Consider the following 26,766-nt stretch of genomic DNA (forward strand, 5'->3'; position numbering starts at 1 on the left):
ACACCGTGTGCCGATTCACTGTCATCCCCAGTCACATTCCTCGTTCGGGGGGACCTAGGCTGGCAGGGTGTCGACGCTTAGTGATCTCGTACTTGCCCAGGGCCGCAGCAGTGCCGAGGATGTGGATTGGCTCCACATGCTCGTCGCCGACGGCCAGCTCCTCGCCGACCTCGCTTTCGCGGACATCGTGGTGTGGGTGCCCGGCACGACCGGGAGCTTCGTGGCGGTCGCGCACGCGCGACCCTCGAGCGCGGCGACCCTGTTCTACCGCGACTTCGTCGGCCAGGGAATCAAGGGGGAGTGGCGCCAGCAGGTGACGGAGGCCTTCGAAACGGCCCGGATCGTGGACACCACCGCCCCGGACTGGTACGAGGAGACGCCGACCCGGGTCCGGGCGATCCCGGTGATGCGCCGGCTCAGCACGACCGGCTCCCAGATCGCGCCCGTGCCCGTCGCCGTACTCACCCGGCACACCAACCTGAGCGAGGCGCGCACCCCGAGCCGCCAGGAACTCACCTTCAACGACTGCGCCAACGACCTGTTCGCCATGATCGCCTCCGGCGACTTCCCCGATCTCGGCGCCCCGACCGGCCCGCGCCGCGGTGCCCCGCGCGCCTCCGACGGCCTGATCCGGCTCGACCTCGACGGGGTCACGACCTTCGCGAGCCCCAACGCGCTCTCCGCCTTCAACCGGATGGGCTTCGCCGACGAGCTCGAAGGCGAGTCACTCGCCGAGGTCACGACGGGCCTGCTGACCGGCACGGTCGTCGTCGACGAATCCCTGCCGCTCGTCGTCACCGGCCGCGCTCCCTGGCGCACGGACATCGAGGCGCGCGGGGTGACCGTGTCGCTCCGCGCGATCCCGATCCGCAACCGCGGCCAGCGAATCGGCGCGATCGTGCTCTGCCGCGACGTGACCGAGCTGCGCCACCAGGAGCGCGAGCTCATCACGAAGGACGCGACCATCCGGGAGATCCACCACCGGGTGAAGAACAACCTCCAGACGGTGGCGTCGCTGTTGCGGATCCAGGCCAGGCGGACCCACTCCGACACCGCGCGCGAGGCGCTCAACCAGGCGATGCGCCGGGTAGCGGCGATCGCCGTCGTCCACGACACCCTGTCGACGGGGCTCAACCAGCAGGTCGACTTCGACGTCGTCTTCGACCGGGTGCTGCTTCTGATCGCCGAGGTCGCATCCGCTCACAACACGACGGCGCACCCGAAACTGTCCGGCAGCTTCGGCGTGCTGCCGAGTGCCTTCGCCACCCCGCTCGCGCTCGCGCTCACGGAACTCGTCACGAATGCGGTCGAGCATGGCCTCGCCGGCCGTGAAGGCGAAGTCGTGATCGAGGCCGAGCGCAACGAAGAGACCCTCACCGTGCGCGTACGCGACAACGGTTCGGGCCTTCCGGAGGGCAAGGTCGGATCGGGCCTGGGCACCCAGATCGTGCGCACGCTGATCCAGGGCGAGCTCAGCGGAAGCATCGACTGGCACACGATGATGGGCAGCGGCACCGAGGTGACCATCGAGATCCCACTGCGGTACATGCGTGAAACCTGACGGACCGCGGGGGCGGCACGCCAGGTTTCAGGACACGTGCCCGGTCAGGCGTGAGCCTGGCCGGGCGGTGGGGTTGGGACGCGGTGGGGCTAGGAAGCGCGGCGCGCCCGTGCGGCGCGGCGCTTGAGAGCGCGGCGTTCGTCTTCGCTCAGGCCGCCCCAGACGCCGGAGTCCTGTCCGGTCTCCAGTGCGTACTGGAGGCACACCTCGGTCACATTGCAACGGGCACATACAGACTTGGCCTTTTCGATCTGGTCCACAGCGGGTCCAGTGTTACCGACGGGGAAGAACAATTCCGGGTCGGCGGTGAGGCAGGCAGCTTTGTCGCGCCAGTCCATAGAGATGCTCCTTTATTGCAGGGTGCCTGGCCGATTGGCCGAAGATGAGAGGCTGCCGATTGCAGGAAGGTAAGCGATTTACGCATTCATAGGGCTCACGTCCCTGTGAGCGTCAACCGGGCCTCAATTATGGTCGCATAATGGTGGGGTCAAATCAATAGTTTGGTATGGGATATCTCTGTGAATCAACAGTTCGACCAGCGTCCGGACGGTGACGCCGGTGCGTCGCGCCCGCGTCGTGCGCCCGCGCTCCTCCTCCTCGCCGGCCTGCTCTGGGCGGAGGCCGCCCTGCTCTGGGCCGCGGTGGTCTGGCTCATCCTCGAGCTCCTCACCGCGACGCCGACCTCGCTCGCGAGCGGGGTTGCGATCCTGATCATCGTGCTGATCGCCGCCGTCTGGGTGACCGCGATCGCGGTCAATTCCCTGCGGCACCGCGGTTGGATCCGCGGAGCCGCCGTCACGTGGCAGGTCGTGCAGATCGCCGTCGCCGTCGGCTGCTTCCAAGGCCTGTACGCGCGTCCCGACCTCGGCTGGGCACTCCTGGTGCCGTCGATCGTCGTGCTCGGGCTCCTCTTCACCCCCGCGGTGCTCGCGGCCACGCAGACCCCGCGCGACGAGGGCGACACGGCCGGGTAGACATCCGTCGCCTGATGTTCACCCACGATTCGTGGCGAGTCGTCGACCTCCCGGTTGGTCCGAGCCGGCAGTGGATGCCGCGCGCGGCCACAGGAGGCCGCTCACGGCTCCGGGAGCGTGGGACCGGGTGTCAGTCGCCGAGGCTGAGCTTCTTGCGCAGGCTCGCGACGTGGCCCGTCGCGCGCACGTTGTAGAGCGCGAGGGTGATCAGCCCGGCCTCGTCGATCACGAAGGTGGACCGCAGGACGCCGGTGACCGTCTTGCCGTAGAGGTTCTTCTCGCCCCAGGCGGCGTAGGCCCGGTGCACGGCGAGGTCGGCGTCGCTCAGCAGCGGGAACGTGAGGCCCTCGGCGTCCCGGAACGCCCGGAGCTTCTCCGGCGTGTCCCGCGAGATGCCGAGTACGCGATAGCCGGCCGTCTCGAGGGAGCCGAGGCTGTCGCGGAAGTCGCAGGCCTGTTTCGTGCAGGCCGGGGTGAGCGCGGCCGGGTAGAAGTACACGACGACCTTCGAGCCGGTGAACGTCGCGAGCGAGACGGATGCGCCGTCCTGGTCGGTGAGCGTGAATTGCGGTGCCGGGTCGCCGGCTTCGAGGCGCGTGGAATCAGTCATGCGCTCACGCTACCGGTGGGGGGAGACCGCGAAGGTCGCGAGCAGCCGCTGCAGGGAGTCGAGGCGCGCCTTTCCGGTGTCGCCGAGTTCGCCGGCCGCGACGGCCTCGTTGATGGCGCAGTCCGGCGAGTCCGGCAGGTGCGTGCAGCCGCGCGGGCACTTCTCCGCAATCACGGCGAGGTCGGTGAAGGCCTTGAGGATGTTGTCGGTGTTGATGTGCCCGAGGCCGAAGGAACGCACGCCGGGGGTGTCGATGACCCAGCCGCGGCCGGCATCCGTTTCGAGGCGCAGCGACACCGTGGAGGACGAGGTGTGCCTGCCGCGCCCGGTCACGGTGTTCACGACGCCGACGGCACGGTGGGCGTCCGGAACGAGGGCGTTGACGAGCGTGGACTTGCCGACGCCGGAGTGCCCGACGAAGACGGTGTCGTGGCCGACGAGCGCGGCCGAGATGCTCTCGAGCGGCATGGCGTCGTCGCGGCTCTCGAAGACGATCAGGTCGAGGCCGGCGAAGTTGTTCAGGAACTCGGCGGGATCGGCGAGGTCGGTCTTCGTGATGCAGAGGATCGGCGTGACGCCCGCGTCGTACGCCGCGACGAGGTACCGGTCGACCAGACGGATGCGTGGCTCCGGATTCGCGGCCGCGACGACGATGAGCATCTGGTCGGCATTGGCCACGATGACCCGTTCGACGGCGTCGGTGTCGTCGGCGCTGCGGCGCAGCAGGGTGACCCGCGGCACGATCCGCACGATGCGGGCGAGGCTGCCCTCCGCTCCGGTGGTGTCGCCGACGATGTCGACGCGGTCGCCGGTCACGACGGCGTGCTTGCGCAGCTCGCTCGCCCTGGCCGCGGTGACGCGGCGCTCGGTGGGTTTGTTCTCGTCGAGCATGACGGTGTACCGGCCGCGGTCGACGGAGAGGATGCGCCCGGTGAGCGCGTCCTCGTGGTCCGGGCGGGTCTTCGTGCGCGGTTTACTGCCCTTGCGGTTGGGGCGCACCCGCACGCTCGACTCGTCGAACTCGGGTTCGTCGTCCTCCGCGCCGGCCCACCAGCTCATGAGAGCACGGTCGGTGTCGTGGTTGCGCGGGACGGCCGCGCCGGTTTCGGCAGGCCGCGCCCGCCGTTTCGGGCGCGGGCTGCGGATTCGGGCGCGGACGCGGGCTGCGGCATCAGGCGCCGACCGGTGCGGCGAGGAGCGCGTGCCACAGTTCGGGGAACTGGGGGAGGGTCTTCGCCGTCGTGCCGATGTCCTCGACCTCGACTCCGGGAATCGCGAGGCCGATCAGGGCGCCGGCCGTCGCCATCCGGTGGTCGTCGTAGCTGTGCCACTGGCCGCCGTGCAGGGGCTGCGGGTCGATCTGCAGGCCGTCCGGCAGTTCGGTGACGGCACCGCCGAGGCCGTTGATCTCGGTCACGAGGGCGGCGAGGCGGTCGGTCTCGTGGTTGCGGATGTGGCCGATGCCGGTGATCGTGCTCGGGGAGTCCGCGAGGGCGGCGAGGGCGACGAGGGCAGGCGCGAGTTCGCCTCCGGTGGACAGGTCGAGAGTCACGCCGGTGAGTCGCTCGCCGGCTGTGACGGTGAGCCGGTCGCCCGAGCGGGTGACGACCGCGCCGAAGAGGGGCAGCAGGTGCGCGAGGTCGGCGCCGACCTGGGTGGTCTCGGCGGGCCAGCCCGTGATCGTGACGCTCCCGCCGGCGACGAGCGCCGCGGCGAGGAACGGCGCGGCGTTGGACAGGTCGGGTTCGATGTCGACCTCGATGCCGTGGATCGGACCGGGCTCGACGATCCATTCGCCGACGGTGGGACTCGTGACGGTGACACCGCGGCGGGCGAGGGTCGCGATCGTCATCTCGATGTGCGGCAGGCTCGGCAGGCGTTCGCCGTCGTGCCGGAGGTGCAAGCCGCCCTCGAAGCGCGGGGCGGCGAGGAGCAGGCCGGACACGAACTGGCTCGAGGTCGACGCGTCGATCGTGACCTCACCACCGGCGAGGCTGCCGGTGCCGTGCACAGTGAACGGCAGCGCGTGGCGGCCGTCGTCGTTGATGTCGGCGCCGAGGGCGCGGAGTGAGGAGATCGTGGTCGCCATCGGGCGGCGGCGGGCGCCGGCATCGCCGTCGAACGTCGTCGGGCCGAGCGCGAGCGCCGCGACGGGCGGGAGGAAGCGCATCACGGTGCCGGCGAGGCCGCAGTCGATCGTCGTCGAGCCGAAGAGCTCGCCGGGGGTGATGCGCAGGTCCGCGCCGAACTCACCGTCGCCGGGGACGGAGTCGATCGTCGTGCCGAGCTGCCGGAGCGCGCCGACCATCAGGTCGCTGTCGCGGGAGTGCAAGGGTGCGCGGAGGAGGGACGGCCCCTCGGCCAGGGCCGCGAGCACGAGCTCACGGTTGGTCAGCGACTTCGAGCCCGGCAGGGAGACCACGGCGGCGAGCGGCCGGGCGGCGACGGGGGCCGGCCACCAGGCATCCGTCTCTTCGGGCGCGTTGTCGCCGTAGGGATCGAAATCGGGCTTGGAATATCTCGAGATCAACATCGGTTATCAGGATAGTCGGTGATGAACAGATGAGGGAGGTCCCGATGGTGCTGTCAGCGGTGCTTGAACGACCCGAAACGTCCGTGATCGACGCATTAGAATTGTCCGTGATGACAACTGATGCGATCGACCTGCGGGACCTGTTCGAAGAACAGGCCATGCCTTACATCGACCAGCTCTACGCCGCAGCAATGCGGATGACGCGCAATCCCTCGGATGCGCAGGACCTGGTCCAGGAGACGTTCGTCAAGTCGTTCGCCGCCTTCAAGCAGTTCGAGCAGGGCACCAACCTGAAGGCCTGGCTGTACCGCATCCTCACGAACACCTTCATCAACACCTATCGCAAGAAGCAGCGCGAGCCCTATCAGGGCACGATCGACGACCTCGAAGACTGGCAGCTCGGGGGCGCTGAATCGACGACCGCGATGGCGAGCCGTTCGGCAGAGGCCGAAGCGATCGATCACCTGCCGGACAGCGCCGTGAAGGATGCCCTGCAGTCGATCCCGGAAGACTTCCGGCTGGCCGTCTACTTCGCCGACGTCGAGGGCTTCTCCTACCAGGAGATCGCCGAAATCATGAAAACACCGATCGGCACCGTGATGAGCCGCCTGCACCGTGGCCGGCGACTCTTGCGTGACCTGTTGGCCGGATATGCGCTCGAGCGCGGCCTGGGTTCAGCCCAGCCCGCATCGGCGGTCCCGGCCGTAACGGGCCGGGCACAGCCGGGCCGGACCACCTCTGGGAGCACGAAATGACCGATTGCGGCTGCGAGAAGGCCAAGGCCGAACTCGAGGAGTACCTCCACAACGAACTCTGCGGCGAGGACACCGCCGACATCCAGGAGCACCTCGCCCACTGCACAGACTGCAGCAGCGAACACCTGGTCGGGCGCACGCTGACCGAGGCCGTGCAACGCGCCTGCCGGGAGATCGCTCCGGAAGACCTGCGCGACCAGGTCCTGCTCAAACTGCGCACGATCCAGTCCTCCCACTAGCCCAGATCGCGCACCATCCAGTCCGCGCACCAGCGGATGCCCGGGGCGGGCTACCCGGGGGACTGGCTCGTTTCGACGTCGCTCTCGTCTACCTCGACGAACGCGGCGTCCTTGTCGACGGCGGTCGCTTCGGCTTGCCCTGCCGCGGCCGGCTCGACCGTCCCGAGGTAGAACATCGCGCCCGTCGGGTCTGCGACCTGGGCGAAGGTGCCGAACTCCGAGTCCCACGGCTCACGGAGCACCGCACCGCCCAGTTCGACGACCCGTGCTGCGGCCGTCGCCGCGTCCGGCACGCCGAAGTACACCGCCCAGTGCGAGGGGACGCCCTCCGGGAGGAACGCAGTCGCGTCCATCACGCCGGCGACGGGCATGCCCTCCGGCCCGACCGTGCTGTACCGGAATTCCGGGGTGTCGCTCAACACCTGCGGGTCCCAGCCGAAGACGGCCGAGTAGAACGGCAGGGCGGCGGCGTAGTCCCGGCTGCTGAGCTCGTGCCAGATCGGCGTCCCCGCCCGGGCGACGCTGTGGAACCCGTCGAACTCGATCGGCTGCCAGATACCGACGGCGGCGCCGGAGGGGTCGGCGAGCACCGCGGTGCGCCCCATCCCGCCGACCGTGAGCGGCTCGAGGAGCACCTGGCCTCCGGCGGCGACCGCGGCCGTGACCGTGTCGTCGACGTCGTCGACGGAGAGGTAGACGAGCCACGCGTCCGGGGCCGTCGACCCGTCCGGGGCGGCGGCCATTCCCGCGACATCCGCGGGTCCATGCCGGAAGGTCACGTAGTTGCCGTATTCGGGTCCGGAGTCGCTCGCGTTCCACCCGAAGAGCTGGGTGTAGAACGCGCGGTCCTTCGCGGGATCCGAGGTCATCAGGTCGTTCCAGCAGGGTTCGCCGAGCCGGGTCACATCGCGGGTGGACACAGCAGCACTCCTTCGGTCGCGTCGCGGTCCCTGGCACGCTCGGGGTCGCGATCGCGGCCAGCCTACGACCGGGCCCGTCTCCCGGCAATGCCTGTACCTTTCCGGTCGAGAGTGCCCGGCGGAACGGGAACTCTCGACCGGAACGGTGCGGCTAGAGGGTGAGCGCGTTCCTCAGCAGCTCGACCTGCTCGGCGGCGTGCCGCTTCGCGGACCCGGCGGCGGGCGATGCCGAGGCGGCCCGGGAGAACACCCGAACCGAGCGCTCGACGAGCTTGCTGGTGCTGAAGTAGAAGAACGGCCAGGCGCCCTGGTTCTCCGGCTCGTCCTGTACCCAGGCGAGTTCGGCGTCTGGGTACTGGGCGACGACCTCGGCGATCTCGGCTGCGGGCAACGGGTAGAACTGCTCGAGCCGCACGAGCGCGATCTCCGGGTTCGGGTTCTTCTCGAGTTCGCTGAGCAGGTCGTAGTAGAGCTTGCCCGCCATGAACAGCACCCGCTTGACGGCGGCCTTGTCCGTGATGCGCGCGTCATCGATCACGGGCTCGAAACGTCCGTGGGTGAAGTCGGCGACCGCGCTCGTCGCGCCGCGCAGGCGCAGCATCGACTTCGGCGTGAAGACCACCAGCGGGCGCCGCGGGCGCATGTACGCCTGGCGACGCAGCAGGTGGAAGTACGAGGCCGGAGTCGACGGACGTGCGACGGTCATGTTGTTCTCGGCGCACAGCTGCAGGTAGCGCTCGATCCTGGCCGAGGAGTGGTCGGGCCCCTGGCCCTCGTAGCCATGCGGCAGGAGGAGGACGACGGAGGACCGCTGGCCCCACTTCTGTTCGGCGGAGGCCACGAACTCGTCGATCACGGTCTGGGCGCCGTTGGCGAAGTCGCCGAACTGGGCTTCCCAGAGCACGAGGGCGTCGGCGCGTTCGACGGAGTAGCCGTACTCGAAGCCCATCGCCGCGTATTCGCTCAGGAGTGAGTCGTAGATCCAGAACCGGGCCTGGTCCTCGCTGAGATTCGCGAGCGGCAGCCATTCCTGGCCGTTGATGCGGTCGTGGAGGACGGCGTGGCGCTGCACGAAGGTGCCGCGGCGGGCATCCTGACCGGCGAAGCGCACCGGGGTCCGCTCGAGCAGGAGGGAGCCGAGGGCGAGCAGCTCGCCGAACGCCCAGTCGATGTTGCCGTTGCGGCTCATGTCCACGCGCTTCTGCATGAGCTGCTGGAGCTTGTTGTGCACGGTGAAGCCGGCGGGCTTGTTGAGGAAGGCGTCCCCGATGAGATGCACGACGGCCTCGGGCACGCCGGTGGTCGCCGGTTCGCCGACGGCTTCGTCCTGCAGGGTGTTGCCGGAGGACAGGCCCTGGCTGCCGACGATCGGGATCGAGGACGACTGCGCGGCGTGCGTTTCCATGAACGCGCGCTCGAGGCGGTCCTGGAAGTCGGCGTGCGCGGCCTCGTACTCGGCCTCGGTGATGTCGCCACGCCCGACGAGGGCTTCGGTGTAGAGCTTCCGCACCGAGCGCTTGGCCTCGATCAGGTTGTACATCAGGGGCTGCGTCATCGAGGGGTCGTCGCCCTCGTTGTGACCACGCCTGCGGTAGCAGATCAGGTCGATCACGACGTCGCGCTTGAACTCCTGGCGGTAGGCGAACGCGAGCTCCGCGACCCGCACGACGGCCTCGGGGTCGTCGCCGTTCACGTGGAAGATCGGGGCCTGGATGGTCTTGGCGACGTCGGTCGAGTACACCGAGGTGCGCGCGTCGAGGGGGAGCGTCGTGAACCCGACCTGGTTGTTGACGACGAGGTGGATCGTGCCGCCGGTGCGGAAGCCGCGCAGCTGGGACATCTGCAGCGTCTCGAGCACGATGCCCTGCCCGGCCATGGCGGCGTCGCCGTGCACGAGGACGGGGAGGGTCGAGAAGGTGCCGATCGGCTTGCGGTCCTGCTTGGCGCGCACGATACCCTCGAGCACTCCGTCGACCGCCTCGAGGTGCGAGGGGTTCGCAGCGAGGTAGACCGGGATCTCCACGCCGTTGTTTCCGCGGAAGCTGCCCTCGGTGCCGAGATGGTACTTGACGTCCCCGGAGCCCTGCACGCTGCGCGGGTCCTGGGTGCCCTCGAACTCGCGGAAGATCTGACCGTAGGTCTTTCCGGCGATGTTGGTGAGCACGTTCAGCCGGCCGCGGTGGGCCATGCCGATCGCGACGCCGTCGAGGCCCGCACTCGCGGCGCCCTCGAGGATCGCGTCGAGGAGCGGGATGGTGGACTCGCCGCCCTCGAGGCTGAATCGCTTCTGGCCGACGTACTTGGTCTGCAGGAAGGTCTCGAAAGCCTCGGCCTCGTTGAGCTTGCCGAGGATGCGCATCTGCTCGTCATGCGTGGGTTTGACGTAGCTCTTCTCCATCTTTTCCTGCATCCACTTGCGCTGGGCAGGGTCCTGGATGTGCATGTACTCGATGCCGGTCGTGCGGCAGTAGGAGTCGCGGAGCACTCCGAGGATGTCGCGGAGCAGCATCAGCCGCTGGCTGCCGAAGCCGCCGGTGACGAACTGGCGGTCGAGGTCCCAGAAGGTGAGGCCGTGGTTCGCGATGTCGAGGTCGGGGTGGGTGCGCTGGGTGTATTCGAGCGGGTCGACGTCGGCCATCAGGTGGCCGCGGACCCGGTAGGCGTTGATCAGTTCCTGCACGCGGGCGGTCTTGTCGACGGCGCTCGCGAGGTCCACGCTGATGTCCGGCGCCCAGTGGATCGGGTCGTAGGGGATGCGCAGGGCCGCGAAGATGTCCTCGTAGAAGTGGTGCCCGCCGATGAGGAGCTCGTGCACGATCTTGAGGAACTCGCCGGAGCCGGCGCCCTGGATGACGCGGTGGTCGTAGGTGCTCGTCAGGGTGATGGTCTTGGAGATGGCCAGCCCGGTGAGCGTCTTGACGCTCGCGCCCTGGAACTCCGCCGGGTAGTCGAGGGCGCCGGCGCCGATGATGCAGCCCTGCCCCTTCATCAGCCGCGGTACGGAGTGCACGGTGCCGATGCCGCCCGGGTTGGTGAGCGACACGGTCGCGCCGGAGAAGTCGTCCGCGGTCAGCTTGTTCTTGCGCGCGCGGGTGACGAGGTCCTCATAGGAGGACAGGTACTCGCCGAAGGTCATGGTGTCCGCACGCTTGATCGCGGGGACCATCAGGGCGCGGGTGCCGTCGGGCTTGGGCAGGTCGATCGCGATGCCGAGGCCGACGTGGGCGGGAGCGACGACGGAGGGCTTGCCGTCGACCTCGTCGTACCAGACGTTCTGGCTCGGGAACATCTTCAGGGCCTTGATCAGCGCCCAGCCGATCAGGTGGGTGAAGGAGACCTTGCCGCCGCGCGACCGGCGCATGTGGTTGTTCATCACGATGCGGTTGTCGATCAGGAGCTTGGCCGGGATGGTCCGCACGCTCGTCGCGGTCGGGACGGTGAGGCTCGTGGCCATGTTGGCGGCGAGGCTCTTCTGCATGCCGCGGAGCGGGGTCACGAGATCCTGCGTTTCCGCAGTGCCCGCCGGCGCCTGCGGTCCCTTGACCGGCGCATCGGCCGGGACGGGGAGCGAGCGCGGGGCGGTCGAGGTGGTGCGGGCGGTGCGCTGGCCGCCGATGATCGCGATCGGAGCCGTGATCGGGGCGGGCTCGACCGGGGCGGCTGCGACAGGAGCCGCTGCTGCCGGAGCCGCTGCTGCCGGAGCCGCTGCTGCGGGGGCGGATGCCGCGGGCTGGGCCGGCTGCGCGGCTTCGGCGGCGGGGGATCCCGCGGCCTGGCCTGCTCCGTTCGCGGTCTGGTGATAGCTCTCCAGCACGGGCCACCAGGACTCATCCACCGAGTTCTTGTCGACGAGATACCGTTCGTACAGCTCGTCCACGAGCCACTCGTTCGCTCCGAATTCACCCGACGTTGCTTCGTCGGATCCACTACCGGTCAACTGGCTCGACACAGCCGGTTCCCACTCTCTGCGTTGAATTTTGGATATCCCCGGCCGAAAATCGCCGGTTCGGTCTGCCCGCCCAGCCTAAACCAATCGCGCATGGCTGCGGGTATCGATGCGGGGGGCTAGCGTTATTTGCATGCAGTTCTATGGAGCGATCCCCAGCCACGATCTCACGTATTCCGACGTCTTCCTGGTGCCGAGCGAATCCGCCGTCACGAGCAGGCTCGACGTCTCCCTCGCGCCCGGTGACGGGACGGGGGCCACCATCCCCATCGTGTCGGCGAACATGAACTCGGTGACCGGTCCCCGGCTCGCCGCGTCCCTCGCGCGTCGCGGCGGACTCGGCGTGTTGCCGCAGGACATGCACCTGCAGGAACTCGACGCCGCGATCCGCTGGGTCAAGGACCAGTCGACCCGTTTCGACACCCCGTTCATCTTCGGGCCGGGTGAAACCGTCGCGAGCGCCCTGCGCCAGGTGCCTCCCGTCGCCGGCCAGGGCATCGTCGTCAACGACGCCCGCGGCGCATACCTCGGCTGCATCGACGCCGCCCGGCTCGGCACCGCCCTGCCGGACGCCCAGCTCGGCGACCTGCTGCACGGGCCGCTGACCTCGCTCGACGCTGAGGACATCGACGGACCGCGCCGTGCATTCGACGTGATGACCGCCGCCGAACTCGACTTCGCCCCCGTGCTCCGCCACGGCGTCATGGTCGGCACCCTGAGCCGCAAGAGCGCGCTCCGTTCCACCCTCTATCGCCCCTCCGTCGACGCCCAGGGGCGCCTGCTCGTCGCCGCGGCGATCGGCATCAACGGCGACGTCGCCGCGAAGGCGCGCGCCCTCGTCGCCGCCGGTGTCGACGTCCTCGTCGTCGACACCGCCCACGGGCACCAGGCCGGCATGATCCGGGCGCTCGGCATCGTCGCGGAACTCGGCCTCGGCATCCCGATCGTCGCGGGCAACGTCGTGACGGCGGATGCCGTCAACGACCTCGTCGGAGCGGGCGCCACCATCGTGAAGGTCGGCGTCGGGCCGGGAGCGATGTGCACAACCCGGATGATGACGGCCGTCGGCCGGCCGCAGTTCTCCGCCGTGCTCGAGACCGCGGCGGCTGCTCGCGAACTCGGCGCCCACGTCTGGGCCGACGGCGGGGTGCGATACCCCAGGGACGTGGCGCTCGCGCTCGCCGCAGGCGCGGCATCCGTCATGATCGGTTCCTGGTTCGCCGGCACGATCGAGGCGCCGGGGCTGCTCGACACGGATGCCGCCGGCGCGGTCTACAAGGAGAGCTGGGGCATGGCATCCACCAAGGCCGTCCAGGAACGCTTCGACCGGCTCGACGCCTACGAGCTCGCGAGGAAGACCCTCTTCGCCGAGGGCATCTCGAGCTCGAAGATCTACCTGGACCCGCTGCGCCCCTCGCTCGAGGACCTGCTCGACATGATCACCTCCGGCGTGCGCAGCTCGTTCAGCTATGCCGGGGCGACGAACCTCGACGAGTTCCACGAGCGCTCCCTCGTCGGCATCCAGTCGGCCGCGGGCTACGAGGAGGGCAAGGCGCTGCCGGTTTCCTGGTAGCGGAAACGGTGCCGGTGCTTGCTGGCAAAAGGGTCCGGGTGTGCCTCGCGCACCCGGACGCTTCCCGGTCGCACCGGTATAGTTGGATGAATAATGGACGACCCTCCTCCTGCGAATTCGCCCAGTGACCGTTCTCCGCGCGAGAACGGCTTTCCCCCTGTGATGACACCCGGATCCCACCATGTTTGAGTGGGCCATGCTCGGCGTCGGCATCATCCTGACCATCGGCACCGGCCTCTTCGTCGCGAGCGAGTTCTCCCTCGTGAACCTCGAGCGCAGCGACCTCGAGGCCAGGCAGGCCCGCGGCGAGACGCGGCTCGCCAAGACGATCGCCGCCCTGAAGATCACCTCGACGCACCTCTCGAGCGCCCAGCTCGGCATCACCCTGACCACGCTGCTCACCGGTTACGCGCTCGAGCCCGCCATCAGCAGCCTGCTCGCGCCGCCGTTGCTCGCGGCCGGGCTGCCGAAACTCGTCGTCCCCGTCGTCGCCTCGACAGCCGCGATCGTGATCGCGACCCTCGCCTCGATGATCATCGGCGAACTCGTGCCGAAGAACTTCGCCCTCGCCCTGCCGATCCGCACCGCGAAGCTCGTGATCCCGTTCCAGACGCTCTTCACGACGGTGTTCCGCCCGGCCGTGACCGTGCTCAACGGCAGCGCGAACGCCGTGCTCCGCTCGATCGGGATCGAACCCAAGGAGGAGCTCTCCGGTGCGCGCACCGCGGAGGAGCTCTCCTCGCTCGTGCGGCGCTCCGCGAGTGCCGGGCTGCTCGAGAAGGACACCGCGACGCTGTTGCACCGCACCCTGCTCTTCTCCGGCCACACCGCCGCAGACGTCATGACGCCCCGCCCGCGCGTCGCGAGCATCCAGCGCACCGCCTCCGCCCAGGCCGTCATCGACCTCACCCGCCAGACCGGGTACTCGCGGTTCCCCGTCGTCGATGAGGGCGTCGACGACGTCGTCGGCATCGTGCACGTCAAGCAGGCCGTCGCCGTGCCCCGGCACCGCCGGGCGGATGTCCCGGTGTCCGCACTCCAGTCCGAGGCCGTTCGCGTGCCGGAGACCATGAAACTCGACGGCCTCCTCGTCGAACTCCGCGGCCGCGGTTACCAGATGGCGGTCGTCGTCGACGAGTACGGCGGAACCGCCGGCGTCGCGACCCTCGAAGACCTCGTCGAGGAACTCGTCGGCGAGGTCGCCGACGAACACGACCGCACCAGGGCTGGGGTCGTGCGTTCGCCGGACTCGCTGACCTTCCCCGGCATGCTCCGCCCGGACGAACTCCTCGAACGCACCGGCGTCGAGGTCCCGGAGGACGGCCCGTACGAGACCGTCGCCGGTTTCGTGATGAGCGAACTCGGCCGGCTGCCCGTCGTCGGTGACGTCGTGCTCATCGACACGGGAGAACTCTCCGTCGAACGCCTGGACGGCCGCCGGATCGACCGCATCCGCTTCACCCCCACCTCGGAGCCCGAGCCGGAGACCGAGTCGGAGCCAGGGACCGCTGTCGCGCAGACGCCGGTCGCGCAGCAGGCGACGCCGGTTCCGGCGCCCGCTGCGCCCGCCAGACCCACCTCCACGAGGTCGAAGGAGCGCCGTCATGAGTGACTGGGCCGGAATCGTCTGGCTGTTCGTGCTGCTCGCCGGAAACGCCTTCTTCGTGGCCGCCGAGTTCGCGGTCATCTCCGCCCGGCGCTCCCAGATCGAGCCGCTCGCGGCCGCCGGCCGGATGGGCGCCCGGACGGCGCTCTACGCGATGGAGCACGCGACGCTCATGCTCGCGACGACCCAGCTCGGCATCACCGTGTGCTCGCTGCTGATCCTGAACGTGTCCGAGCCGGCGATCCACCACCTGCTCGAGGCGCCGCTCGCCCTGACCGGGCTGCCGGACGAGGCCCTCACCGCGATCGCGTTCATCGTGACGCTGCTGCTCGTCTCCTACCTGCACGTCGTGTTCGGCGAGATGGTGCCGAAGAACCTGTCGTTCTCGATCCCGGACAAGGCCGTGCTCGTGCTCGCGCCGCCGCTCGTGTTCTTCGGGCGCCTCGTCAAGCCCCTGATCGTGGCGCTCAACTCGACCGCGAACGGCGTCCTGCGGCTGTTCAGGGTCGAGCCCAAGCACGAGGCCAACAGCACGTACACGCTCGAGGAGGTCGCGACGATCGTCTCGGAGTCGACGCGGGAGGGCGTGCTCCGCGACGGGACCGGCGCGCTCAACGCGACCTTCGAGTTCACCACCCGCAAGGTGCGCGACGTCGCGGTCCCGCTCGCGGACCTGATCAGCCTGCCGGAGTCGGCGAGCCCGGCCGACGTGGAGAAGGCCGTCACCAAGCACGGTTTCTCGCGCTACGTGCTCGTCACCGCCGAGGGGGAGCCGACCGGCTACGTGCACCTCAAGGACGTGATCGATCTCGACGGCGACGCCGGGACCCCGGTCACGGGAAGCACCGCGGAGCACGGCCTCGGCAGCTACGCAGACCCGATCCCACCCAAGCGCATCCGCCAGCTTGTGTCGATCTACGAGGGCACCGACCTCGAGGACGCCCTCGCGACCATGCGCCGCTCCGGAGCGCACCTCGCCCGCTCGTTCACCGCCGTCGGGGCGACGACGGGCGTGCTCTTCCTCGAGGACATCATCGAGGAACTCGTCGGCGAAGTTCAGGACGCGACCCGGCGCCTCTGAGCCTCTGAGCCTCTGAGCCTCTGACCCTCTGACCCTCTGACCCTCTGAGTCTTTGAGCCTCGTGCGTGACCGGTCGGGGTGCCCGTCCAGGGCGGCCTGAGAGGCTCAGGCCTCCGGCCAGCGGGCGCGCAGGTACTGCGGCGGCCAGTAGCCGATGGTCGCCCCGAGTTCGTGGGCGGCCCGCAGCGGGAAGTGCGTGTCGCGCAGGAGTTCCCGGCCGAGCATGACCGCGTCGGCCTGCCCGCTCGCGAGGATCTCCTCGGCCTGCGCCGGGGTCGTGATGAGTCCGACCGCGTTCACCGGGACATCCGCTTCGGCCTTGACGAAGGCGGCGAGCGGAACCTGGTAGCCGGGGCTGAGCGGGATCTGCACGCCCGTCACGTTGCCACCGGAGGAGATGTCGAAGAAGTCGGCGCCGGCATCGCGCGACCAGCCGGCGACCGTGGCGGTCTCCTCGGGGGTCCAGCCTCCCGGGGCCCAGTCGGTGGCGGAGAAGCGCACGAAGAGCGGATGCGTGTCGCCGACGGCGGCGCGGACGGCCGCGACGACCCGCAGCAGCAGCCGGGCCCGGTTCTCGAGGGAACCGCCGTATTCGTCGGTGCGGTCGTTGCTGAGCGGGGAGAGGAACTGGTGCAGCAGGTACCCGTGGGCGGCGTGGATCTCGAGCACGTCGAAGCCCGCGTCGATCGCGCGGACGGCCGCGGCGGCGAAGTCCTCGACGACCGTGTCGATGCCGGAGGCGTCGAGGGCGACGGGAGCCGCGTAGCCCGGGAACGGGATGGTCGACGCCGACAGCGTCGGCCAGCCGCCCTCCGCGACGGGGACGGTGCCGTGCCGGACGGCGCCGTGACCGTCGGTGCCCCAGGCCGGCCAGGTCGAGGCCTTGCGGCCGGCGTGCGCGAGCTGGATGCCGGCCGCGGCGCCCTGCCCGTGGAGGAAACGGACGATGCGGGCCCAGGCGTCGGCCTGCTCCGGGTTCCAGATGCCGGTGTCCCGGGCGGTGATGCGGCCCTCCGGGCTGACGGCGCTCGCCTCCGCGATGATGAGGCCGGCCCCGCCGGCAGCGAGGCCGCCGAGGTGCACGAGGTGCCAGTCTTCCGGAACGCCGTCCTGCTTCAGGATCGAGTACTGGCACATCGGGGCGACCCAGAGCCGGTTGCGCAGGGTCAGGCCGCGGACGGTCAGGGGGCGGAAGGCGAGGGGCTGGGCGGGGGCGGGCTGGGTCAGGGGCACACAAACCAATCTATCGTGGGGTCATGAGTGGTTTCGCGGGATGGCAGGCCTGGACCGGTGAGCAGGCGCGGGAGTGGATCGCCGTGCCTGCGGCATCCGCCGACAAGTACAGCAGGGGCGTCCTCGGCGTGCGCACGGGCTCGCGCGCCTACCCGGGCGCCGCCGTGCTCGGGGTCGAGGCGGCCACGCGCACGGGTCTCGGGATGGTGCGCTATCTCGGCCCGCGCCGGGCCACGAACCTCGTGCTGCAGCGCAGGCCTGAGGTCGTCACCGCGCCGGGGCGGGTGCAGGCGTGGCTGCTCGGTTCGGGCATGGATGCCTCCCAGCGCTCGACGGCGACGCTCGAGGCGCTCGAGGCAACGTTCGCCGAGGGGGTTCCCGTCGTCTGCGACGCCGGCGCCCTCGACCTCGTGCACCGGAATGCCGGTCCGACCGTGATCACCCCGCACTACCGGGAGCTCGCCGGGCTGCTCGCCGGCGCGGCGTCCGGCGCCGCCTCTGGAGTGGTCTCCGGGCGGCGAGTCGACGTGACGCCCGCGGAGATCGCCGCGGACCCGGGGGAGTGGGCCGTGCGCTCCGCGGACCTGCTCGGCGTGTCCGTGTTGCTCAAGGGGGCTGTGACGTACGTCGCCTCGCCCGGCGGCACCCGGCTGACGGTGACCGGGGCCCCTTCGTGGCTCGCGACCGCCGGCGCGGGGGACGTGCTCGGGGGCATCCTCGGCGCCCTGTTCGCCACACACGCCACGGCCCTCGAAGCGGATGCCGAGGCGTGCGCTCCCCTCGCGGCGACCGCCGCGCTCGTGCACGGTCTCGCGGCGGCCCGGGCGTCCGCCGGTGGCCCGCTCGTGGCCCTCGACGTCGCGGAGGCCCTCCCGGCGACGATCGCGGCCCTCCTCCGCCCCTGACCCGGCTCTCGCGGACCGAACTAGCGCGGGGGGATGCGGGCGAGGAAGGCGCGGGTGCGGGGTTCGCGTGGGGCGTCGAAGACCTGCTCCGGCGGCCCGAACTCGAGCACCCGGCCGGCGTCGATGAACGCGACCCGGTCGGCGACGTCGCGCGCGAAGCCCATCTCGTGGGTCGCCATCACGATCGTCGTTCCCGACTGCTTGAGCTGCCGCACGAGGTCGAGCACCTCGCCGACGAGTTCGGGATCGAGTGCGCTCGTGACCTCGTCGAGGAGGAGCAGTTCGGGGTCCGTCATGATCGCCCGCACGATCGCGGCACGCTGCTGTTGGCCGCCGGACAGCCGGTCGGGGAAATCACGGGCCTTCGCGGACAGACCGATCTGGTCGAGCAGTTCGAGGCCGCGCGCCTCGGCCGTGCGGCGCGGCACCCGGTGAACGATCCGGCTGGCGAGGGTGACGTTGTCGAGCACACTCAGGTGCGGGAACAGGTTGAACTGCTGGAACACCACACCGATGCGGGCGCGCACGGCGTCTCCGTTCGCGCGGGGGTCGCTGATGTCCCGCCCGGTGAGCCAGACCTGCCCGTCGTCGACCCGCTCGAGCAGGTTGATCACCCGCAACAGGGTCGACTTACCGGACCCGCTCGCCCCGATCAGGGCGACGACCTCGTGCTGGTGCACGACGAGGTCGATCCCGCGGAGCACGGGAACCGAACCGAAACTCTTGTAGACGTCGTCGACCCGGAGGACCGGCACGGCGACATCCGCTGCGCCGCTCATCCGACGCCGCCGACCTGTTCGCGGCGACGCATCCGGGCGGACAGCCAGTCCGTGAGCCGGATCATCGGGAGGGCGAGCAGCACGAAGAGCAGCCCGGCGAGCACGTAGGGCGTGAAGTTGAAGCTCGCGGCCGTCTCGATCTGCGCGGCCCTGACCGCGTCGACGGCGCCGAGCACACTGATCAGGCCGACGTCCTTCTGCATCGCGACGAAGTCGTTCATCAGCGCCGGGGTCACCTTGCGGAGCGCCTGCGGCAGCACGATCGTGCGCAGGGTGCGCCCGTGGCTGAGGCCGAGCGACCGCCCGGCGAGCACCTGCGAGGGGTGCACGGCCTCGATGCCCGCCCGCCACACCTCGGCGACGTATGCCGAATAGGTGAGCACGAGCGCGATCGTGCCCCAGACGTACGAGGGCAGCTTCGGGAAGACCCCGAGACCCGGCAGCCCGAACCCGACGAGGTAGAGCACGATGATGAGCGGCAGCCCGCGGAACAGGTCGGTGTACCCGGCGGCGAGGGCGCGCAGCGGGAAGAAGACCGCGCCGCGCAGGGTGCGCAGCGTCGCGAGCACCAGGCTCAGGAGCAGCACCCCGACGGCAGCGACGAGCAGCACGCGGATGTTGAGCAACAGCCCCTCGAACACCCGCGGCCAGGCCTTCACCGCGACGGCGGGGTCGAAGAAGGACTGCTGCACCCGGGTCCAGCCCGGTGTGTTGACCACGAAGACCCAGATCACCGCCGCGAACACGAGAGTGCTCACGGCGCTCAGCAGCACGGACCGGGTGGTCTGCGTGCGCCGGTATGCGCGACGACCCAGCTCGACCGCGCTCGGCGACCTGGTCGGCCCACCGGTGCCGGCAATCGGGTCGGGGCCGGCCCCCGGGTCGTCCGCCGGCGTCACTTCAGGACGGGCGCGTCCGCGTTGCCGGCGAGCCAGGTGTCTGCGAGGTTCGCGAGGGTGCCATCGGCGCGGAGGGCGTCGACGGCCGCGCTCACCGCGGCGGTCAGCGGGCTGTCCTTGGCCAGGACGAGGCCGAATGCGTCGGTACCCGCCTGGGTGCCGGGCGTCGCGCCGGGGGTGGGGGTCGGGCTGCTGGACCCCGCAGCGGAATCGGGCAGCTGCCCGATGATCGTGCCGCCGTCGAGTTCGACGCCGGTGAGGTAGAACGCGGTCGGGAGATCGACGACGATCGCGTCGACGGTGCCGTTCTGCAGCGCGAGCTTGGCGTCGTCGTTCGTGTTGAACGCCTGCACGCCCTGGGTCGGAGCGATCAGTTTCTCCGCTTCGATGAAGCTCGTCGTGCCGGTCGCGGCCCCGACCAGGAGCCCCTTGAGCCCGGCGAGCGAGGTCACTCCGGCGGCCGGGGAGGTGCCGACGGTGATCACCGCCTGGGTGGTCTCGTAGTACGGCGAGGAGAAGTCGACCTGCTGGGCGCGTTCCGCCGTGATCGAGAACTGCTGCAGGTTGAAGTCGAAGCCCTTCGGCCCCGGAGCGATCGCCTCGTCGAAGGTGCTCCGCACCCACGTCACGTTCTCCTTCGCGAAGCCGAGCTTGCCGGCGACGGCATAGGCGACGGCGGCCTCGAAGCCCTTCCCGGATGCCGGTGAGTCGTCGATCACCCAGGGGAAGTATGCGGGTTCCCCGGTTCCGATCGTGAGCTTGCCGGGCGTGAGGTACATGCTCGGATCCGGCGAGCTGAGCGACTGGCCTGCGGTCGAATCCGAGCCCGTGCTCGGCGCGGGGCTCCCGGCAGAGCATGCGCTCAGGAGCAGCGCGCCCGCCAGCGAGAGCGCGAGCACCAAAACGTGACGGGACCTGCGACGATTCAGCATTGACCACTCCTTGGGATGACTGTCTCTGGCCATCATGACGCATGTTTTCGCGGTCGTCGGCACGCACCCGCGAATGTGACGGTCTCGTTAGGAACACCGGGGTGTGCGAAAGTGGAACGTGCCCGATTCCCGTCCCCCGAAACCACCGGTTTGGTCCGCATCGGGGGTGAGCCTGCGCGTCGCGCTCTGGGCCGGGTTCGTCGTCGTGCACGCGTGGCTCGTGTACCTCTGCTTCACGGCGATCGGCTGGCCGCTCGGCGACGTCGACGTCGTCTACCTGGGCTGGGCGACCGATGCGGCGAGCGGCCAGGCCCTCGTCGGCATCACCGCACCCTTCGTCTACCCCCTCCTGGCCGTCGTGCCGATCTTCGCGGCCCTCGCCTTCGGCACCGCCTCGTACACGGCGACCTGGCTCGGCATCGTCGCCCTGCTCAACGCGGTCGCCTTCGCGGCCCTGACCGGTCGACGCCGGGGGCCGCGCGCGCTCCTCGCCGCGGCCTGGTGGCTCGGCTTCCTGCTCCTTCTCGGTCCGATCGCCCTCGCCAGGATCGACTCGATCACGGCCCCGCTCGTCATCCTCGCCGTACTGTGGCTGCGGACCCGCCCGGTCTGGGGCACCGTCATCCTCACGATCGCGACCTGGGTGAAGATCTGGCCGATCGCCGTCATCGCAGCCCTGGTCGTCGCCTCGAAACAGCGGATGCGCGCCGGTTACGTCTTCCTCGCCACGAGCGCCGTCATCGTGCTCACCGCATTCGCCCTCGGCAGCGGCCTCCGGGTGTTCAGCTTCATCTCCGCGCAGACCAGCCGCGGCATCCAGATCGAATCTCCGGTCGGCGCCATCTGGATGGTGCAGGCCGCGCTGCGGATCCCGGGCAGCTACATCTATTACGACCACGACATCCTCACCTTCCAGGTCGTCGGTCCGGGATCGTCCATCGCCGTCGCGCTCATGACGCCGGTGCTCGCGCTCGGCATCGCCGCCGTGCTGCTGATCGCGCTGCGGGCGACGCGGGCGGGGGCGACCTTCGAGAAGCTCTTCCCGCCCCTCGTGCTCGCGCTCGTCGTGACCCTGATGGCGGTCAACAAGGTCGGCTCGCCGCAATTCGTGATCTGGCTCGCCGCGCCGACCATCCTCGGTATCCTGCTGTGGGGGCGTGGCTGGCGCACCCCGACCATCCTCGTCGCCGTCATCGCCGGGCTCACGCAGCTCGTCTACCCCTACCTCTACGACTGGCTGCTCGTCGCCAACCCGCTGATGGTGCTCGCGCTCTCCGCGCGCAACGTGCTCGAGTTCGTCCTGCTCGCCTGGGCCATCCGCGAGGTGTGGGCTCTCGGCAGCCGCTCCGTCCCGCACGGCGCCGTCCGCGGCGGCCACCACGGCGACAACGCAGCCCCGCACGACCCACCGGCGGCCGGCCTCGACCGCCCGATCCTCACCCCCAGGGAGTAATCATGCTCGTCGCCTTTTCCGTTTCCCCGTCCGGCGCCCAGGACGCGGAGGGATCCGTGCACGACGCCGTCGCCGCGGCCGTGCGCATCGTCCGCGAATCGGGCCTGCCGAACCACACCGATTCGATGTTCACGACCATCGAGGGGTCATGGGACGAGGTCTTCGCCGTCGTCAAGGCCGCGACGGAGGCCGTCGGCGCCTTCGGCCCCCGGGTCTCCCTCGTGCTCAAGGCCGACATCCGCCCCGGACACACCGGCGAGCTGACCGGCAAGGTCGAACGCCTCGAGGTCGCGCTCCGGAACGCACGGGAGACCGGCGACGAGGCGTAGCCGACACGGCACGGGCTGGCGGTCGCCGCGGGACGCTTCCGGACGGATCCGTCCGGCCCTAGGCTGGAGCGCATGCCCTCAACCACCGACGGGTCGGCGATTCTGTCTCCGACCCGCATCCGCCTTGCCCTGCTCGCCCTCGCGCTCGGCGGCTTCGGCATCGGCGCGACCGAATTCGTGGCGATGGGGCTGCTGCCGAACCTCGCGCAAGACCTCCTGCCCGGCCTCTACGCGAGCGCGCCGGACGCCGCGAACGCCCAGATCGGCTGGCTGATCTCGGCGTATGCCCTCGGCGTCGTCGTCGGCGCCCCGACGATCGCGGCGGCGGCGGCACGCTGGCCGCGCAAACAGCTCTTGCTCGCCCTGCTCGCCGCATTCACCCTGGCGACGATCGCCTCCGCCCTGCTGCCGACCTTCGGGCTCGTGCTCGTGGCCCGGTTCGTGGCCGCGCTTCCGCACGGAGCCTATTTCGGCATCGCCTCGCTCGTCGCTGCCGACCTGATGGGCCCGGGCAAGCGCGCACGCGGCGTCGCGCTCGTGCTCAGCGGGCTGACCATCTCGAACGTGGTCGGCGTACCGGTGATCACCTGGATCGGGCAGGTCTACGGCTGGCGGGTCGCCTATCTCGTCGTCGCCGCCGTCTTCGCGGTCACGTTCCTCGCCGTGATCCTGCTCGTGCCGTTCCAGGCCGGTGACCCGCTTGCGACCATGCGCAACGAGCTCAAGGCCTTCGGCCGGCTGCAGGTCTGGTTCGCGCTCGGCATCGGCGCGATCGGCTTCGGCGGCCTCTTCGCCGTCTACACCTACGTCGCCCCGCTGACCATCGAGGTCACGGGCCTCGGCGCCGGGGCGGTGCCGCTCGTGCTCGTGGTCATCGGCCTCGGCATGACCGTCGGCAACCTGCTCGGCGGCCACCTGGCCGACAAGAGCGTCCGCCGCACCCTCTACGGCTTCTTCTTCGTGATGATCGTCGCCCTCGTCGGGCTCGCCCTCTCCGCGCAGTTCCTGCCCGGGCTCCTGATCGGTGTGTTCCTCGTCGGCGGTGCCGCCGCCGGACTCTCCCCGGCGATCCAGACCCGGCTGATGGATGTCTCGGCGGACAGCCAGTCCATCGCCGCGGCCCTCAACCACTCGGCGCTCAACATCGGCAACGCACTCGGCGCCTTCCTCGGCGGCCTCGCGATCGCGGGCGGCCTCGGCTACGTCGCCCCGGTCTGGATCGGCGCGGGACTGAGCGTCATCGGACTCGTCCTCGCCGTCGTGAGCTTCGCGATCGACCGGTCCCGGCGCCGCAACGGACAGCACGTGCCGTACGGCACCGACCTCATCGACATTGTCAGGGACGCCGCTTAACGCCGAAGTCGGAGCCTTTCGTGATCCACCGTCGGCGCAGCAGCGCCTGCGACGGGTCACGGAAAACTCCGACAGGGGGTCGGGAGCGCCCGGTCAGTCCGTCTGCAGCAGGATCCCGTCGTGGATCGCGCGCTTCCGCAGCGCGACCTTCGTTCCGACGTCGAAGCCCGCGAGGCGGTACTTCTCGCGAATCCGCTTGAGGTAGGACTTGGCGGTCTCCTCGGAGATGCCGAGCTGGTGGGCGACGGCCTTCACTGGTTCTCCGGCACCGTAGAGCGCCATCACGCGGCGTTCCTGCGCGCTCAGTCGCGGTGAGCCGCCGCCCGTGCCCGCGCTGAGCGCTTCGTCGAGCTCAGCGGAGATGTAGGACTCTCCGTCGAAGGCGGCGCGGATGGCGTCGACGATCATGCCGGCTTCCTCGCTCTTGACGAGGTAGCCGAGCGCCCCGGCGGCGAGTGCCTCGCGGACGAGTCCGGGCTCCGAGTACGTGCTCATCAGGACGGTCTTGACGCCGGCCGTCTTGAGCGTCGAGATCTTGAGCGAGACCGGGATGTTGTCCTTGAGGTCGAGGTCGAGGAGCACGACGTCCACCGGGAATTCGGGGTGGGTGAGGAGTTCCGGCCACGTTGTGACCGCAGCGACCATGTTGATGTCGTCCGCAGCACCGCGGATCCATTCCGTCAACGCGCCCAGGAGCATCCTGTGGTCGTCGACGAGGGCCAGCCGGATGGGATTCTCCCTGCTGGGCACCACTCGGGTGGTCGTGCTGATGTTCGTCACTGTTGCCTCCTGTTGCCTGTGCATTCGACTGGTAGCCCGGCGATGCCGGACCAGAAAATTTCACGCATCTGCGGGATTGTCAATGCTGCATTCGATCTCCACGTGCAGACTGCCACCCCGGCTCGACGCAGTGTGCGGGCCGACTACCCGGATAGCTTGCCACGTCTCGGGGTCGACCCGTCGTCGGGGCACACCGGTGGTGGCCAATTCGATGGGGAATCGTAACTTGTGACGGTCGATCAGGCCATTCGTGTGGCGGATCGGTCCGAGGGACAGGGCGACGGATGCTTCGGAGCGCTGCGTGTCGCTGATCAGGAGCCAGATGGTGCGCAGCAGGGCGTCGCGCTGGGCGGGGTCGAGCAGCCCGGCGAGTCCGGCTGGGTCGTTGAGGCTCACCGAGGGACCGAGGAACTCGGACTCCGTGATGGCGTGGTGGAGCCAGGTTTCCCGGCGGCCCTGGATCAGGTGCAGCCGCAACTGGGTCGCGAGCGAGGACGCGGTCGTCGATTTGGCCGCATTGAGCGGGAGCGCGGTGCGACCCTTGGCCACGTCGTCGAGCAGGGTCTCCGCGTCGAGGTCGATCCGGGCGAGGTCCTCCGAGGCGAGCATGCCGACCGCGAACCGCGGCTGGGAGACCGTGCTCTGCACGAGCACGAGGTCCAGTTCCCGCTGCACCATCCGGTGGAACGACCGAACGATGGCGACGCCGAGGAGCGGGGGAATCACGGCGAGTCCGAACGCGACGAGTTCCGGCGCGAACGACAGCGGGTCGCTGCGCGGCTCGGTGACCGCGAACACGGCCAGGATGGTGCCGAGGACGGCCGTCGACGAGACGACGTCCCTCCCGCGGCGCACGGTCACGAGCGCGATCAGCAGGCTCCCGACCGCGGCGGCCGCCGTCGGGTAGACGCCCTGGTCCGCGCCGGCGTGGGAACCGGCCAGGTCGAGCGCGACGACGACCGCGCCGGCCGCGAGGGCCGCGGCGAACAGCCAGTCCGGCATCCGTGCGGAGAGCCGTTGCACGACGACGATCGCGAATGCCGTCGCCGCCACCAGAATCACCCAGGCCACCAGGGTCGGGACGGGAGTCGAGTATCGGGGCAACTGATCGAGGCATTCCCAGAACAGGTAGGCCGCAACGATGCCTCCTGCGATGGAGAGGCCGATTCCGAGGTGGCGTCCGCCGAGGCCGCTCTGGTTGGCGCGTGTCGTCTCCACCGTGCGTTCGGGCCTGCGGAAGCTGCGGCGGCGGTCCTGGCGCTCCTGGCGCCCGTGCTCCGCGAGCGGGCCGGCCTCGGTCGCGGTGCGCCGGGCCTGGCGACGGATGCCGCGCTCTGGCGGCACGGTGACGCCGCGGGTGCTCACTTGGGCACCTCGAGCACGACCGTCGTTCCCGAGCCGGGGGACGAGAACAGCCGGGCGTTGCCGCCGACATCGCGGAGCCTGGCGACGACGGACTCGGCGAAACCGAGGCGCTCCGGGCTGACCGCCGCGAGGTCGAAGCCGACGCCCGCGTCGGTGACCATGGCGCGCACCGTCGTGTCGTCGTCCGTGATCGTGACGTCGGCGCGGGCGACCCCGGCGTGCCTGCGCACGTTCTCGAGGCACTCGCCCAGGGCGAGCAGGAAGGAGTCCAGGACCGTGCTCGGCAGCAGGACCTGGCCGCTCCCGTGCCAGTCCACGTCGAGTCCCATGCGTTTGAAGCGCTGTTTCACGGACTCGAGGGTGCTGCCGAGGGCCGACTCCGATGCGGGCTCGAGCGTGTAGACGCCCGAGCGGTGCGGTGTCGGGAGGCCGCCGAGCCGCAGCTGCCTGAGGAGCCGGGCATCATCGCCGGCCTGCTGGCGCAAGGCGGCCGGGCTCACGCCGACGCCGGAGTGCGCGAGCAGGGTGAGGGTGGCGAGGACGGTGTCGTGCAGGAGCCGTGCGTCCTGGCGGCGCTGGGCTTCGAGTTCGCTCGCATGCCGTTCGGCGAGGTGCGCGCGGCCGATTTCGGCGATGCGCTGCATGACGCGGGGAATGCTCTGGGCGATCCACCAGCCGGCGATCGCGATCGCGAACCAGCCGGTGATCGTGAGCATGACCGGGAAGAGAGCGTCGTCGGTGAGCCGCGCGGCACAGAGGACGCTCGCGAGGGTCGCGCAGAAGGCGAGACCCAGCATGATCAGCCGGCGTGCGGTGGTGACGAGCACCAGGGCGACGGAACCGATCGTCGGCGAGGCGATGCACGCGACCACGGCCTGTTCGCCGAGGTTGAGTCCCGATGTTCCCCCGGCCGACGAAGCCGATCACGAGGATCATGGCC

General features: G+C 70.0%; 24 protein-coding genes. 11 read left to right on the forward strand and 13 right to left on the reverse strand.

Features of this window, described 5'->3' with window-relative positions:
- The first annotated feature begins 67 nt into the window (after positions 1 to 67).
- Positions 68 to 1,561 carry a sensor histidine kinase gene (locus MQH31_RS19205; protein WP_134535164.1) on the forward strand — a complete coding sequence of 498 codons (1,494 nt, stop codon included), beginning with the start codon at positions 68 to 70 and terminating at the stop codon, positions 1,559 to 1,561.
- A gap of 89 nt (positions 1,562 to 1,650) precedes the next feature.
- Here the strand turns inward: MQH31_RS19205 and MQH31_RS19210 are convergent, their stop codons facing one another.
- The gene (locus tag MQH31_RS19210) at positions 1,651 to 1,899 is read right to left on the reverse strand and encodes a WhiB family transcriptional regulator (protein WP_035837005.1); all 249 of its coding nucleotides are present in this window, start codon (positions 1,897 to 1,899) and stop codon (positions 1,651 to 1,653) included.
- A gap of 180 nt (positions 1,900 to 2,079) precedes the next feature.
- On the opposite strand from MQH31_RS19210, the gene MQH31_RS19215 reads away from it, so the two are divergent.
- Entirely contained in the window at positions 2,080 to 2,535 is a 456-nt protein-coding gene (locus MQH31_RS19215) for a hypothetical protein (RefSeq protein ID WP_243013392.1), read from the forward strand.
- 130 nt (positions 2,536 to 2,665) lie between these two features.
- On the opposite strand, the gene bcp is transcribed toward MQH31_RS19215, so the two are convergent.
- The 3 genes from bcp to aroA all read right to left on the reverse strand — a co-directional run bounded on the left by bcp (position 2,666) and on the right by aroA (position 5,678).
- Positions 2,666 to 3,145, reverse strand: a complete 480-nt coding sequence (gene bcp / locus MQH31_RS19220) for a thioredoxin-dependent thiol peroxidase (protein WP_243013393.1) — start codon at positions 3,143 to 3,145, stop codon at positions 2,666 to 2,668.
- Between the two features lie 9 nt (positions 3,146 to 3,154).
- Positions 3,155 to 4,204: a ribosome small subunit-dependent GTPase A gene (gene rsgA / locus MQH31_RS19225; protein ID WP_243013394.1), complete on the reverse strand. Its 1,050-nt coding sequence runs from the start codon at positions 4,202 to 4,204 to the stop codon at positions 3,155 to 3,157.
- Between the two features lie 112 nt (positions 4,205 to 4,316).
- Complete coding sequence (gene aroA, locus MQH31_RS19230) at positions 4,317 to 5,678, reverse strand: 3-phosphoshikimate 1-carboxyvinyltransferase (protein ID WP_243013395.1); 1,362 nt, start codon at positions 5,676 to 5,678, stop codon at positions 4,317 to 4,319.
- 110 nt (positions 5,679 to 5,788) lie between these two features.
- Between aroA and MQH31_RS19235 the strand changes: the two genes are divergently transcribed.
- Together MQH31_RS19235 and MQH31_RS19240 are read left to right on the forward strand one after the other, a co-directional pair.
- Positions 5,789 to 6,433, forward strand: a complete 645-nt coding sequence (locus MQH31_RS19235; RefSeq protein ID WP_174775079.1) for a sigma-70 family RNA polymerase sigma factor — start codon at positions 5,789 to 5,791, stop codon at positions 6,431 to 6,433.
- Positions 6,430 to 6,672 carry a zf-HC2 domain-containing protein gene (locus MQH31_RS19240; RefSeq protein ID WP_134449770.1) on the forward strand — a complete coding sequence of 81 codons (243 nt, stop codon included), beginning with the start codon at positions 6,430 to 6,432 and terminating at the stop codon, positions 6,670 to 6,672. Before MQH31_RS19235 ends, MQH31_RS19240 begins: the two co-directional genes overlap by 4 nt.
- Positions 6,673 to 6,722: 50 nt before the next feature.
- Here MQH31_RS19240 and MQH31_RS19245 read toward each other — a convergent pair whose 3' ends face one another.
- Positions 6,723 to 7,592, reverse strand: a complete 870-nt coding sequence (locus MQH31_RS19245; RefSeq protein WP_243013396.1) for a VOC family protein — start codon at positions 7,590 to 7,592, stop codon at positions 6,723 to 6,725.
- Positions 7,593 to 7,743: 151 nt separating this feature from the next.
- On the reverse strand, positions 7,744 to 11,541 hold the full coding sequence (locus MQH31_RS19250) for a multifunctional oxoglutarate decarboxylase/oxoglutarate dehydrogenase thiamine pyrophosphate-binding subunit/dihydrolipoyllysine-residue succinyltransferase subunit (protein ID WP_243013397.1): 3,798 nt from the start codon (positions 11,539 to 11,541) through the stop codon (positions 7,744 to 7,746).
- Between the two features lie 130 nt (positions 11,542 to 11,671).
- Between MQH31_RS19250 and guaB1 the strand changes: the two genes are divergently transcribed.
- The 3 genes from guaB1 to MQH31_RS19265 all read left to right on the forward strand — a co-directional run bounded on the left by guaB1 (position 11,672) and on the right by MQH31_RS19265 (position 15,798).
- A complete protein-coding gene (guaB1, locus tag MQH31_RS19255) occupies positions 11,672 to 13,111 on the forward strand; it encodes a GMP reductase (RefSeq protein WP_134535171.1) in 1,440 nt (479 codons plus the stop codon).
- Between the two features lie 181 nt (positions 13,112 to 13,292).
- Positions 13,293 to 14,723: a hemolysin family protein gene (locus tag MQH31_RS19260; protein WP_243013398.1), complete on the forward strand. Its 1,431-nt coding sequence runs from the start codon at positions 13,293 to 13,295 to the stop codon at positions 14,721 to 14,723.
- A complete protein-coding gene (locus MQH31_RS19265; protein WP_243013399.1) occupies positions 14,716 to 15,798 on the forward strand; it encodes a hemolysin family protein in 1,083 nt (360 codons plus the stop codon). Before MQH31_RS19260 ends, MQH31_RS19265 begins: the two co-directional genes overlap by 8 nt.
- A 105-nt stretch (positions 15,799 to 15,903) precedes the next feature.
- Here MQH31_RS19265 and MQH31_RS19270 read toward each other — a convergent pair whose 3' ends face one another.
- A complete protein-coding gene (locus tag MQH31_RS19270; protein ID WP_243013400.1) occupies positions 15,904 to 17,031 on the reverse strand; it encodes an NADH:flavin oxidoreductase/NADH oxidase in 1,128 nt (375 codons plus the stop codon).
- Positions 17,032 to 17,054: 23 nt separating this feature from the next.
- Between MQH31_RS19270 and MQH31_RS19275 the strand changes: the two genes are divergently transcribed.
- Positions 17,055 to 17,936 carry an ADP-dependent NAD(P)H-hydrate dehydratase gene (locus MQH31_RS19275; protein WP_243013401.1) on the forward strand — a complete coding sequence of 294 codons (882 nt, stop codon included), beginning with the start codon at positions 17,055 to 17,057 and terminating at the stop codon, positions 17,934 to 17,936.
- A gap of 20 nt (positions 17,937 to 17,956) precedes the next feature.
- Here MQH31_RS19275 and MQH31_RS19280 read toward each other — a convergent pair whose 3' ends face one another.
- From MQH31_RS19280 to MQH31_RS19290, 3 genes are read right to left on the reverse strand one after another with little or no spacing between them, the layout of a single operon-like run.
- Positions 17,957 to 18,715: an amino acid ABC transporter ATP-binding protein gene (locus tag MQH31_RS19280; protein WP_243013402.1), complete on the reverse strand. Its 759-nt coding sequence runs from the start codon at positions 18,713 to 18,715 to the stop codon at positions 17,957 to 17,959.
- Positions 18,712 to 19,614 carry an amino acid ABC transporter permease gene (locus MQH31_RS19285; RefSeq protein ID WP_372488190.1) on the reverse strand — a complete coding sequence of 301 codons (903 nt, stop codon included), beginning with the start codon at positions 19,612 to 19,614 and terminating at the stop codon, positions 18,712 to 18,714. Before MQH31_RS19285 ends, MQH31_RS19280 begins: the two co-directional genes overlap by 4 nt.
- Entirely contained in the window at positions 19,611 to 20,546 is a 936-nt protein-coding gene (locus MQH31_RS19290; protein WP_134535177.1) for an ABC transporter substrate-binding protein, read from the reverse strand. The genes MQH31_RS19285 and MQH31_RS19290 overlap by 4 nt, the downstream gene beginning before the upstream one ends.
- Before the next feature lie 166 nt (positions 20,547 to 20,712).
- Here MQH31_RS19290 and MQH31_RS19295 point away from each other — a divergent pair, with 166 nt between their 5' ends.
- The 3 genes from MQH31_RS19295 to MQH31_RS19305 all read left to right on the forward strand — a co-directional run bounded on the left by MQH31_RS19295 (position 20,713) and on the right by MQH31_RS19305 (position 23,681).
- Entirely contained in the window at positions 20,713 to 21,999 is a 1,287-nt protein-coding gene (locus MQH31_RS19295; protein ID WP_243013403.1) for a glycosyltransferase 87 family protein, read from the forward strand.
- Between the two features lie 2 nt (positions 22,000 to 22,001).
- Positions 22,002 to 22,328, forward strand: a complete 327-nt coding sequence (locus MQH31_RS19300) for a thiamine-binding protein (protein ID WP_134535179.1) — start codon at positions 22,002 to 22,004, stop codon at positions 22,326 to 22,328.
- Positions 22,329 to 22,400: 72 nt separating this feature from the next.
- Entirely contained in the window at positions 22,401 to 23,681 is a 1,281-nt protein-coding gene (locus MQH31_RS19305; protein WP_243013404.1) for an MFS transporter, read from the forward strand.
- Positions 23,682 to 23,774: 93 nt separating this feature from the next.
- On the opposite strand, the gene MQH31_RS19310 is transcribed toward MQH31_RS19305, so the two are convergent.
- The 3 genes from MQH31_RS19310 to MQH31_RS19320 all read right to left on the reverse strand — a co-directional run bounded on the left by MQH31_RS19310 (position 23,775) and on the right by MQH31_RS19320 (position 26,698).
- Positions 23,775 to 24,452 (reverse strand): response regulator transcription factor, encoded by a 678-nt coding sequence (locus tag MQH31_RS19310; protein ID WP_255454387.1) that lies wholly within the window; start codon positions 24,450 to 24,452, stop codon positions 23,775 to 23,777.
- Between the two features lie 69 nt (positions 24,453 to 24,521).
- Positions 24,522 to 25,826 (reverse strand): hypothetical protein, encoded by a 1,305-nt coding sequence (locus MQH31_RS19315; protein WP_243013405.1) that lies wholly within the window; start codon positions 25,824 to 25,826, stop codon positions 24,522 to 24,524.
- The gene (locus MQH31_RS19320; protein WP_243013406.1) at positions 25,823 to 26,698 is read right to left on the reverse strand and encodes a sensor histidine kinase; all 876 of its coding nucleotides are present in this window, start codon (positions 26,696 to 26,698) and stop codon (positions 25,823 to 25,825) included. The genes MQH31_RS19315 and MQH31_RS19320 overlap by 4 nt, the downstream gene beginning before the upstream one ends.
- Between the last annotated feature and the right edge of the window lie 68 nt (positions 26,699 to 26,766).

Source organism: Cryobacterium zhongshanensis (assembly GCF_022760445.1).
Classification (GTDB): domain Bacteria; phylum Actinomycetota; class Actinomycetes; order Actinomycetales; family Microbacteriaceae; genus Cryobacterium; species Cryobacterium algoricola.

Bases quoted from the DNA above. Each gene is read 5' to 3' on its own strand.
- MQH31_RS19210 (WP_035837005.1), bottom strand. From the start codon at position 1,899: ATGGACTGGCGCGACAAAGCTGCCTGCCTCACCGCCGACCCGGAATTG.
- bcp (WP_243013393.1), bottom strand. From the start codon at position 3,145: ATGACTGATTCCACGCGCCTCGAAGCCGGCGACCCGGCACCGCAATTC.
- rsgA (WP_243013394.1), bottom strand. From the start codon at position 4,204: ATGAGCTGGTGGGCCGGCGCGGAGGACGACGAACCCGAGTTCGACGAG.
- aroA (WP_243013395.1), bottom strand. From the start codon at position 5,678: ATGTTGATCTCGAGATATTCCAAGCCCGATTTCGATCCCTACGGCGAC.
- MQH31_RS19235 (WP_174775079.1), top strand. From the start codon at position 5,789: ATGACAACTGATGCGATCGACCTGCGGGACCTGTTCGAAGAACAGGCC.
- MQH31_RS19240 (WP_134449770.1), top strand. From the start codon at position 6,430: ATGACCGATTGCGGCTGCGAGAAGGCCAAGGCCGAACTCGAGGAGTAC.
- guaB1 (WP_134535171.1), top strand. From the start codon at position 11,672: ATGCAGTTCTATGGAGCGATCCCCAGCCACGATCTCACGTATTCCGAC.
- MQH31_RS19260 (WP_243013398.1), top strand. From the start codon at position 13,293: ATGTTTGAGTGGGCCATGCTCGGCGTCGGCATCATCCTGACCATCGGC.
- MQH31_RS19265 (WP_243013399.1), top strand. From the start codon at position 14,716: ATGAGTGACTGGGCCGGAATCGTCTGGCTGTTCGTGCTGCTCGCCGGA.
- MQH31_RS19275 (WP_243013401.1), top strand. From the start codon at position 17,055: ATGAGTGGTTTCGCGGGATGGCAGGCCTGGACCGGTGAGCAGGCGCGG.
- MQH31_RS19280 (WP_243013402.1), bottom strand. From the start codon at position 18,715: ATGAGCGGCGCAGCGGATGTCGCCGTGCCGGTCCTCCGGGTCGACGAC.
- MQH31_RS19290 (WP_134535177.1), bottom strand. From the start codon at position 20,546: ATGCTGAATCGTCGCAGGTCCCGTCACGTTTTGGTGCTCGCGCTCTCG.
- MQH31_RS19300 (WP_134535179.1), top strand. From the start codon at position 22,002: ATGCTCGTCGCCTTTTCCGTTTCCCCGTCCGGCGCCCAGGACGCGGAG.
- MQH31_RS19305 (WP_243013404.1), top strand. From the start codon at position 22,401: ATGCCCTCAACCACCGACGGGTCGGCGATTCTGTCTCCGACCCGCATC.